This is a genomic window from Virgibacillus sp. 7505, from assembly GCF_002272135.1.
Taxonomy (GTDB): Bacteria; Bacillota; Bacilli; order Bacillales; family Amphibacillaceae; genus Terribacillus.
Window position 1 is genome coordinate 1 of sequence record NZ_NPBF01000498.1, and the last position, 208, is coordinate 208.

General features: G+C 45.7%; 1 protein-coding gene. It reads right to left on the bottom strand.

Annotation, left to right across the window (positions count from 1 at the left end):
- The coding region (locus tag CHH91_RS19950) for a fumarylacetoacetate hydrolase family protein (protein ID WP_176465917.1) at positions 1-208 on the bottom strand (208 nt) is incomplete at both ends.

The following is a 208-nucleotide window of genomic DNA, read 5'->3' on the forward strand; positions in this document are numbered from 1 at the left end:
CCCTTTTTGCTTTAGCTTGCTTTGCAAGTCTCGCAACGTTAAGTCGACACCTATGGCCATCTCCGTGACAACATCATCAAGTGTATCCCCATCCTCCATGTCTTTGTCAATTTTCAATACAATTTCAGCTTCATAATGGATGGCCCCTTTGTCACTTGGATAAAGAAGCGTCCTTCCGTCAGCCAACACAGCTGCGCTTTTCGGTTTG